General features: G+C 43.8%; 5 protein-coding genes. 1 reads left to right on the top strand and 4 read right to left on the bottom strand.

Annotated features, from left to right (window positions below):
- Positions 1–30 precede the first annotated feature (30 nt).
- Positions 31–1,509: a diguanylate cyclase gene (locus AB4384_RS18570; RefSeq protein WP_017071094.1), complete on the bottom strand. Its 1,479-nt coding sequence runs from the start codon at positions 1,507–1,509 to the stop codon at positions 31–33.
- 192 nt (positions 1,510–1,701) lie between these two features.
- On the bottom strand, positions 1,702–2,259 hold the full coding sequence (locus tag AB4384_RS18565) for a VC2662 family protein (RefSeq protein ID WP_017067162.1): 558 nt from the start codon (positions 2,257–2,259) through the stop codon (positions 1,702–1,704).
- A gap of 441 nt (positions 2,260–2,700) precedes the next feature.
- Between AB4384_RS18565 and AB4384_RS18560 the strand changes: the two genes are divergently transcribed.
- Positions 2,701–5,121 carry an ATP-binding protein gene (locus tag AB4384_RS18560; protein WP_372129930.1) on the top strand — a complete coding sequence of 807 codons (2,421 nt, stop codon included), beginning with the start codon at positions 2,701–2,703 and terminating at the stop codon, positions 5,119–5,121.
- A 268-nt stretch (positions 5,122–5,389) separates the two neighbouring features.
- Here the strand turns inward: AB4384_RS18560 and ltrA are convergent, their stop codons facing one another.
- On the bottom strand, positions 5,390–7,042 hold the full coding sequence (gene ltrA, locus AB4384_RS18555) for a group II intron reverse transcriptase/maturase (RefSeq protein WP_372129929.1): 1,653 nt from the start codon (positions 7,040–7,042) through the stop codon (positions 5,390–5,392).
- A gap of 1,132 nt (positions 7,043–8,174) precedes the next feature.
- Positions 8,175–9,821: a chaperonin GroEL gene (gene groL / locus AB4384_RS18550; RefSeq protein ID WP_017061290.1), complete on the bottom strand. Its 1,647-nt coding sequence runs from the start codon at positions 9,819–9,821 to the stop codon at positions 8,175–8,177.
- Positions 9,822–10,007 lie beyond the last annotated feature (186 nt).

Raw genomic sequence — 10,007 nt, 5'->3', positions numbered from 1 at the left:
CTAGGCTTCTTTGTATCATTTTGGGAGAACTTAATACACTTGAATACACACCTGATTCTTACCCGCAGCCTTTGCCTTATAGAGCTGCTCATCAGACGAACGAATACTCTGGTTTTCCCACAAGTGCCCTACGCTGTCGAACTTATACAAAGAGTAAAGCGTCGCGCCACCAGACACTGAGATACTAATCTTGTCACCCGTAGGGCATCGATAACTCTGTAGGCTAATGTCGTTTTGAATTCGCTCAAAGATCGATGAAAGCAACTCAGACGATTCACCCGTAATCGCGACAACAAACTCTTCGCCACCAAATCGAGCCACGATATCTTGCTGTCTAACGCTGTTCAGCATCAACCGAGCAACATGGCAAATCACCTCGTCCCCCACTTTATGGCCATGCTGATCATTAACGACTTTGAAATCATCGATATCAAACACGCCAACACCAATAATCGGCTCTTCATCTTGCGCCAGTAATCGAGCCTCAAAACCACGTCGATTCAGCAAGCCCGTTAATGGGTCGCGCATTGCTAGCTCATTTAAACGCTGGTGCTCTTGTCTTGTATAGAAGCGCCATAGCCATAAAACCGAGAGCAGATACAAAACCAACAGTATCGAAAGCTGAATCTTCTCCATCTCTAAGACATGCAGAAAGTGCTCGCTCTTATCTTCTTCAATACTCAGATATAGCTGGGTGTTAATGTCATCAACATACAGAGGCTTGGAATACGTAAAATCCATAAACCCGTATTTGTTTGCGCCTCGAGTACTGGTGACTTTATAGCCATGGGTAGGGTTCGATACTAGGTTCGAGACATAACCATCGACACCCAACACCCCTTTAAACTCACCATTAACGTAGATTCCTTTGGTTAAGGTCACCACTTTCTGACCTGTCAGGTAGTCATCATATTGGCCGGTATACACCACTTGGTCTTGCCCTTGAGCTAAGCCAAAGCGAATCGTGTTCACCCAATAAGGCCTGCTATTCACAACCGAATCAAAGGTGTCGCCCTTAATGTAACTGGCAAAATCAGAAGGCGAAGAGATAATGAATTTCTCTTTTGAAATGAAATAAATCGCAGAGATGGTATCAATGGTATTGGCAAAATAAGCCATGGTCGGCGCGATGAACAGGCGCTTGCCCGCTTCGGTATAAAGGTCCGATTCCGGGTTGCACATCTCGCGAGGGCCAGAGAACATAAAATCAAAACGAGGGGCATGTTGCTCCTCACTGGTGAAGTAACACGTCCCACCCTCGATCTTTTTGTCATGCGAGAATACGTAGGTATCCCCATGCAGTGGATAAAGCGCAGTGATGTTGTACTCAAGCGCATTTATGATCTGTGTGAGCTCCGCTAAAGAGCGTGTTACGCCTTGGTTTTCCATTCCATACTGTTTATCTGATTCTTCCGCTGAATCAACGAGCAACAAGCTCAAAACTACTAAAAAACTGGCGGTCAGGCCTAAGAAAGCCTTTTTAAAATCGACGGTATGGTGGTTAATCAAAGCATATAAATCATCATTAGGAATTTATCGCACATTGTACTTATAAGTAAAAATACTGCAATAGAAAATATAAAACAATATGCTTATCTATTTTGGAGGGGCGTTTGGATATCTATAAGAAAATGTTGAGTTGCAATAACGCCTAAGTCAGATGCACTTAGGCGTTATGAATCACTATAGTAACACTAAGCCTTACTTAGCAAAGTTTACAATCGGGAAGCACGGGAAGAAACCGTTGTCAGCACAGTTGATCAGACCAACTTGTACGCCTTCGATTTTGTTGGTTTTGTTGAAGATACCAACCTGAACCGTAGACACTTCTGAAAGGTTCGCAGCGCCAACATCAACCATAGTGTTACCTTCTGAGTAGTTGACGAAACTCACGTTCGCGCCTTTCACATCATTAGTAATGTTCACAGCACCAAGGTTAACACCCGTTGTTTTACCCGTGTTCCAGTTGAAGAAACCTAGAGATGCACCGGTCATTTCTTGGTTCACTTTTGATGCACCCAAAATACCCAGGTTCACACCTGTGGTCGTTTGCGTCTCAGACATACCAACAACGGCAAGATCGACACCTTTAAGGTCGTTCACTTGTCCGTGAAGCAGAGCCAAACGCACACCGCCAACAGCATCTGAGTCAGGTGCGTTGAAGCCATTGATCGTTGAAAACATAACAGGCGAAGAGGCAAATGCCGCCGGTGCCATTACTGCTGCAGACACAGCAAGTACTGAAAGTAGTTTTTTCATTGGGGAGTCTCCACTGACTTATTGTTCACTTGATTAATCCATTTTTAATCAAGCATTTATTGTCCTTTATTCAACAGCTACCCATGTTAAATCAATGTAATAACTGTACTGTTGAATATAAGCCGCTAAATCATAAAGAGCAATGGTTAAGAGCAGATGCGGGATTCGAGTGAACGAGATGCGAAAAGCAAAAAAAACAGAGACCGAAACCTTCGCTCTAACGCTTATTATTCCAAACAAAAATCTAGGCGAGAAAATCAACATGTTTCACAAGCTTATAGCCCACACACTTATTGCCGCATCTAAAGCGATGTCATCCTAAAAAATTTATTGATAAAAGCTCAACAGACCTCAGGTATTCAAAAACTAATGTTCGTAAAATTCTGAAAATAAACTAAATTCTAATATAGGAATAGAACGATATGAAACAGCGGGAATAGCATGATTAAGGAACCTACGAATAAACAGACCATTAAAGCGATTATTTCGCGTGGTTTTTTGGCTATCGTGTTATTTTTAGGCCTCTATATCTATGTTAGCCATGCTCTGAAGAACAAAGAGCAGGACATGATTAATCTCCAGCTCAGTCTTTCTGAAGCTTATAGCGTTATGCTCTCTGTCAGACGACAAGAGCAGCAGTTTGTTTCCACAAGGCAACCAGAGATTCAAGAACAACTCAATATAAAGCGAAGTCAGCTGATCGAAAAGCTGGCTGAGATCGATGGGAAAATCGTACGAAGCGACCTCAATATTTCTTTTAATTATGCCAAAGTTGTCGAGTATCTCGACGAGTACCACACCGCCTTTACATTATTAGCCCTTGAGTTAGTCAGCATACATGGCAAGAGGGACCAAATTGGGCTCATTGAGAAACTAAAAAATGCAGCGTTGACACTTGAGCGCTTCGTACATGAATCCAATAATGTGCAGCTTGAAGAATTGACTTTAGAAACACAAGATCTCATGTATCAGTTCTTTACCGATTTTGATCAGACAACATTAGATAAGATTGTCGATTCATTGTTCAAAATCCAAGATGAAATAGAACAGAATTCCCGAACGATCAGTGCATTAGCTTCGTTTAATAATTTTAAACGCCACTTTTGGCGATTGCAGCGAGGGTTAAAGAGTGTCGGGTACAGCTCTGATAGCGGCCTCAAAGGAGAACTCACCAGCAGTATTTATCATGTTGAAGATGAGCTCAACTTACTTTTCACCGAAACACCCAAGCAGATCGCAGAGAGCCTGACGCAGATAAAGTTGTACAGCTACTTATCGACAGCCGCATTAGGAGGGGTGACGTTACTGGTGCTGCTTTATGTTGTGTGGCGTGCCAGTCAACTTGAAACTCAATTGATTGTTTCACAAGAGAAAGCACGACAAGCAAACCGTGCAAAAAGTGCCTTTCTTGCCAATATGTCTCATGAGATACGGACACCGCTTAATGGCGTGATTGGTATGTCAGAAATACTGGCAGAAACCAAACTATCCGCAGAACAGAAAGACTGCCTTGGGACTATCTATACCTCTTCTCAAACCTTACTTATGTTGATCAACGATGTTCTCGATCTGTCCAAAATTGAATCGGGTAAACTGGAAATTAATCCACATACGACAGACTTAAGAGAGCTGCTGTTTGATAGCGTGACTCTGATTTCTTCTAAAGCTTATCAAAAGCAGATTAAGTTGGAAGTTGAAATTGATGGCGAGCTCCCAGAGTACATTCATGTTGATGGGAATAAAATTCGCCAAGTGTTGATGAATTTAGCCTCAAATGCGATCAAATTTACAGAACAAGGCTCTATCGTATTCACCGCTAAACGGCTTCCATCATTGGAAACAGAGTGTGTGGTCGAGTTTTCTGTTCGAGATACGGGTATTGGTATCGCAGCAGACCAACAAGAGCACATTTTCAAAGCGTTTTGCCAAGAAGATACCAACATCACCTCCAATATTGCGGGGACCGGATTAGGGCTTAGTATTTCGTCACGTATGGTGGAAATGATGGGAGGCTCGATAAACGTTGAGTCAGAGAAGGACGTGGGCAGTTGCTTTCATTTCCAATTAACCGTAGTGCCATCAGATCATTCTGAACATAAAAATCGTAAACAAACCGTTGTCTATTATTCAGATGCGCCATCGAAACTTTTACTCGATGACTTGTTCCGCCTTGGTTACTCACCACAACTAAAATCAATCGAAACAAACTTGGCGGCAACTGACCTCCCAGAGATCGCTTTGATGGAAGATATTAACCAAGCCAAAACACTGCATCGCTTAGCACCAGAGGTGAAAATCATCATAGTGAAAGATAATCTTAGTGATCCTATGAGTGAGTGTCATTTTATCTCAGGCTATGTGACTCTTCCTATGCTCGGTTCCCGCTTAAGTAGCATGTTGAACTCCGTGCTTGAAAGGTCACAGCCACAACCCCCTCAACATCAACCTGAGCCGATAGAAGCGACTGTACGTCAAAAAGTCCTCATAGTTGAAGATAACCGCGTAAATCAGAAGGTGGTATGTATCAATTTAGATAAGTTAGGGATTGACTATTTGATTGCCAATGATGGACAAGAAGCGATTGATTTATATCGAGAGCATCATCAAGACATCGGCCTTGTTTTGATGGACTGCATGATGCCGAATGTAGATGGCTTTGAGGCAACAGAGCGAATCAGGCGCTATGAAGAAAACCTGCAACTTCAGGCAACACATATCCTCGCTTTAACGGCATCCGTGCTCGATGATGATATTAAACGTTGCTTCGAGTGTGGAATGAACGATTATCTTCCAAAACCATTTAAGCGTGACATGATGCTGCAAAAAATTGATGAACAACAGTTTACGCACAAGGCAGGCTGACCAAGGAGCTTTGGAAAAAAAGAGTGATGGTGAAGCTGAAATACAGATACGGGATGCGAATAAATAAGGCTTAAGAGCAAAAAAACGGAGACCGAAGTCTCCGTTTTCTAAAGCTTATGTGTGACTTTCTCTGCTATAGAGAAAGGGGGATGATGTAGGGTAGCAGCGACGCATTACTGCGACACCGCCCCCTAAGAACCGTACGTGCGAGTTTCCCCGCATACGGCTCAAGCCTTTATAAGCACCTACCTAAGTAAATGCCAGCAACTCAAACATGTAATTGCCTATGACAATTAATATGCAACATCATAAGATTTTCGCTATTGTCCGAACCACCATCGACTCGTCGAATGATATGGTGAACATCCCATTCATCTTCAGAGGCAAACTGCCGGTGGCATACCGCACACTGGAAACCCTGCCTTTCGGCAATTTTCCAAAGCTTCATGTTAACTGATAAAGATTTCTTCAATCTTCTGATCGTCAAACTTTCAAAATATTGCTCATCTTCTGGTAAGTAACAATTCGCTAATGCCTTAATCTTTACATGCTTGTCGATTTTCACTCTCGATGCGTAAAGCAAACGGTAGTAGCCATCTTCCTCTTTTGGTCTTGGTGCACTGAATACCCAATTCCTATCCCCTACTGACTTAAAGTATTTATCTTTAATCCAGCGTTTTCGGCGATTAGAATGGATACGTCGACACCAACGCCAAAGCATCTTCCAGATTCGGTAATCTACATACTTGAATGTCTCACTAGCACAGATCCAACGATGGTAATTACACCACCCTCTGATCATCGGGTTCAACTTGGCAATGATTGCACTCGCTGGAGCCGTTTTGTGACTATCGAGATAATCTTTTATGTTTTTCAAAAAGACTTTCACATTCTTTTTCGCAGGCTTGATTAACATCTTGCCTTTGTATTTCCGAACGTTCTGCCCTAGGAAATCAAACCCATTCTCTATATGTGTGATTAATGTTTTTTCCTTCGACAGTTCTAACCCACGATCCGCCATAAAGGCTTCAACTATTGGCAGTACTTCTTGCTCTAACAACTCTTTCGAGATGCCAGTGATGACGAAGTCGTCAGCATATCGCACATAGTTAACCTTAGTTTTATAACTAGCTTTGGTGTTTTTCTTCCCGAAATGAGATTCCAGCACCGCATCTAGCCCGTCTAAAGCCATATTCGCAAGTACAGGAGAAATAATTCCTCCTTGCGGTGTACCTGCTTCTGTTGGATTCCAACTTCCAGATTCCATATATCCGGATTTAAGCCACTTCTTGAGTATCACTTTATCCATAGGGATATTAGCGATTAACCAATCGTGACTAATGAAATCAAAACACCCTTTAATATCCCCCTCTAATACCCATTGGGCACTACTCTTGCGACTGAGGTTTACGAAACATTGTTCAATAGCATCAGCACAATTGCGGTGAGGACGAAATCCATAGCTATGTCTGTCCGCTTTGGTTTCCGATACAGGTTCTAGCGCTAACAGGTGCAGTGCCTGCATTGCTCTATCACGCATGGTCGGTATTCCTAGCGGACGTTCTTTACCATTAGATTTAGGAATGTAAACCCTCCTTAACGGCATTGGCTTGTAGCCTTTACTCGTTAGAGATTGAATAGCATCCCATTTCAAAGTTGGTGTATTCCAAAGTACTTTGTCGACACCTGATGTTTTCTTTCCACGGTTTTCGGTTACCCGTTTTACCGCTATCGCTTTGGCAGAAAAAGAGCGTATTAACATGCGCTGTAGCTTTTTAATTTGCCTGTTATCGCCGTGTTTAGTTGCCTTCGCAATCCGTACTTGTAGCTTCTTTACTCTTTGATGGCATAGCTTCCAATTAATGGTTTGCCAGCTATCGTTCGAGTATGAGAATGCAGGTAGACACTGTGCCTTACTCATCTTGCTTTCCTCATGGTGGATCCCCCATGTGGAGTGAAGATAGATCTCCCCTAAGGGTGAAGTATCATTCACCCTCAGGGGGACAAGTATCAACCAGCGAACGAAGTTCGCTAGTCATCCTTCGGCTTTACAAGCCTTCTTACGATTAAAGACCTAATGGAAGTCTGCACTCTTTCGAGTTGAGGCAAAGTCTGAACCTCTATCTTGGCGATTACAGCCAAGCATTCGCTTTATCCATCGCTCCCATACCCACTCATCCAACAGCTCCCCTTACGGGTTACCTGCCTCGAGGGCGAATAATTGGGCTTACCAAGTTCCTGTATTTGTACAATTAGTTACTTAGGTTCTACCTATTCAACGGTGGCACAACAGTAGCGTAATCCCAGATGTAAAAGGAATAACCTGTCCACATACCTTTTGGTCAGAGCGCCTTGCAGTAATCAACCTAGATTGATTGCTACAAACAAAGACATTTCGCTCGTCGCGGCTGACGTTGTTTATCAGTAGTTCACATACGTTAACCTTATAACCAAGCCTAGCCTCTCAATCGGTCGTCATTACCGATATCTGTATTATTTGCTCGCGCAAACGACACACCTTTTCAGGGAGTACATTGTCAGGAAGCTTCGCACCAATCCGTTACCAGATTCGCACTATCCCTAGGCTACTACTTGCTACAAAGTAGGTCTTATCACTCAAACTGTTGTTGAGAGTAAGACAATACAAACACAAGCTTCAGTCAATTGACTGTTGAAGCACCTCTTCTTGTTCTGTCAGTGAGGAGTACTCACTTTCAGCTAAGAAGCCAAGAGCTGCAGTTTATGAGGGCATGCCAAACCATTGGCATGTCGGTCCCATGTCTTTCCTTTTTAAAGGCAGTTTCCTGCGCGTTGGTGCCAAAGATTATTACTTTGAATGCACATCGGCATAGTTAACTAAGAGGCAGCACGCTGCCTCTGACATATTTCCGTTTCGAAGACCCTTTCGGGTATGGAGGTTGGGTGAGAGGAACTCTAGGCAGAGCGTTATCATTACATCCTCGGAGTTGATAACTAGGGCGGTTATATCCAACGATATTTCCGCCCACCTCAGTACATTATCCTGAGGAACAGTCAATGCGACCCTTGTCGCACTACATCATGCCGCCCATGCCACCCATACCGCCCATGCCACCCATATCAGGCATTGCAGGGCCAGAATCTTGTGGCTTATCAGTGATCATCGCTTCTGTTGTGATCATAAGACCAGCAACTGACGCTGCGAACTGAAGTGCAGAGCGAGTTACCTTAGTTGGATCTAGGATACCCATTGCAATCATGTCGCCGTATTCGCCAGTCGCCGCGTTGTAACCGTAGTTACCTTCGCCAGCACGAACGTTGTTAGCAACAACAGATTCTTCATCACCTGCGTTCTTAGTGATTTGACGGATAGGCGCTTCCATTGCACGTAGTGCAACACGGATACCGACGTTTTGCTCTTCGTTGTCGCCTTCAAGGCCAGCAACTTTAGATGCAGCGCGGATAAGTGCAACACCACCACCAGCAACCACACCTTCTTCAACGGCAGCGCGAGTTGCGTGAAGTGCATCTTCAACGCGGTCTTTCTTCTCTTTCATCTCAACTTCAGTTGCAGCGCCTACTTTGATTACTGCAACACCGCCAGCTAGCTTAGCTACGCGCTCTTGAAGTTTCTCTTTGTCGTAGTCAGACGTTGCATCTTCGATTTGTTGACGGATTTGAGAAACACGACCTTGGATCATTGTTTCTTCGCCCGCGCCATCGATGATGGTTGAGTTTTCTTTAGTGATAGTTACACGCTTAGCTTGACCTAGGTCTTCTAGCGTTACTTTCTCTAGGTCTAGGCCGATCTCTTCAGAGATAACCGTACCGCCCGTTAGGATAGCGATGTCTTGCAGCATAGACTTACGACGGTCACCGAAACCAGGCGCTTTAACAGCAGCCACTTTAACGATGCCACGCATGTTGTTCACAACTAGAGTTGCAAGCGCTTCGCCTTCTACATCTTCAGCGATGATAAGAAGTGGACGAGATGCCTTAGCAACTGCTTCTAGAGTCGGAAGAAGTTCACGGATGTTCGAAACTTTCTTGTCGATAAGAAGAATGAATGGGCTTTCTAGATCAACAGAACCCGCTTCTTGGTTGTTGATGAAGTAAGGAGATAGGTAACCACGGTCGAACTGCATACCTTCAACTACGTCTAGCTCGTCTTGTAGAGCCTGACCTTCTTCAACCGTGATTACGCCATCACGACCTACTTTTTCCATCGCTTCAGCAATGATGTTACCTACTGTCGAATCAGAGTTCGCAGAGATAGTACCTACTTGCGCGATAGCTTTTGTATCTGCACATGGAACAGAAAGGCCTTTTAGCTCTTCAACTGCAGCGATAACTGCTTTGTCGATACCGCGCTTAAGATCCATTGGATTCATGCCAGCAGCAACGGCTTTTAAGCCTTCAGTGATGATTGCTTGAGCAAGAACTGTTGCTGTAGTCGTACCGTCGCCCGCCGCGTCATTCGCTTGCGAAGCCACTTCTTTAACCATTTGCGCGCCCATGTTTTGGAACTTGTCTTCAAGTTCGATTTCACGTGCAACTGAAACACCATCTTTAGTGATAGTCGGTGCGCCAAATGATTTGTCTAAAACAACGTTACGGCCTTTAGGACCTAGTGTTACTTTTACTGCGTCAGCCAGAACGTTTACACCTTCTAGCATTTTAATACGTGCGTCATTACCAAATTTAACGTCTTTAGCAGCCATCTTAATTTCCTTTCAAATTCTTTGTTTCGGGGCGTCTCAGCGTTATCGCGTCATTCTGAACAGTGAGGGACGAACGTGATTCAGAATCTACTCAAATCGCACTCTGTTTAGATTCCAGATAATTCGTTCCTCATTTCTGGAATGACGATATGAATCATCCAATACTGGCTCTGATAACTGTTACTG

The organism is Vibrio sp. 10N.261.51.A4 (assembly GCF_041471945.1).
GTDB classification, from domain to species: domain Bacteria; phylum Pseudomonadota; class Gammaproteobacteria; order Enterobacterales; family Vibrionaceae; genus Vibrio; species Vibrio crassostreae_C.
Note: the sequence above shows the minus strand (reverse complement) of the source record. Positions and strands in the feature narration are given on the sequence as shown.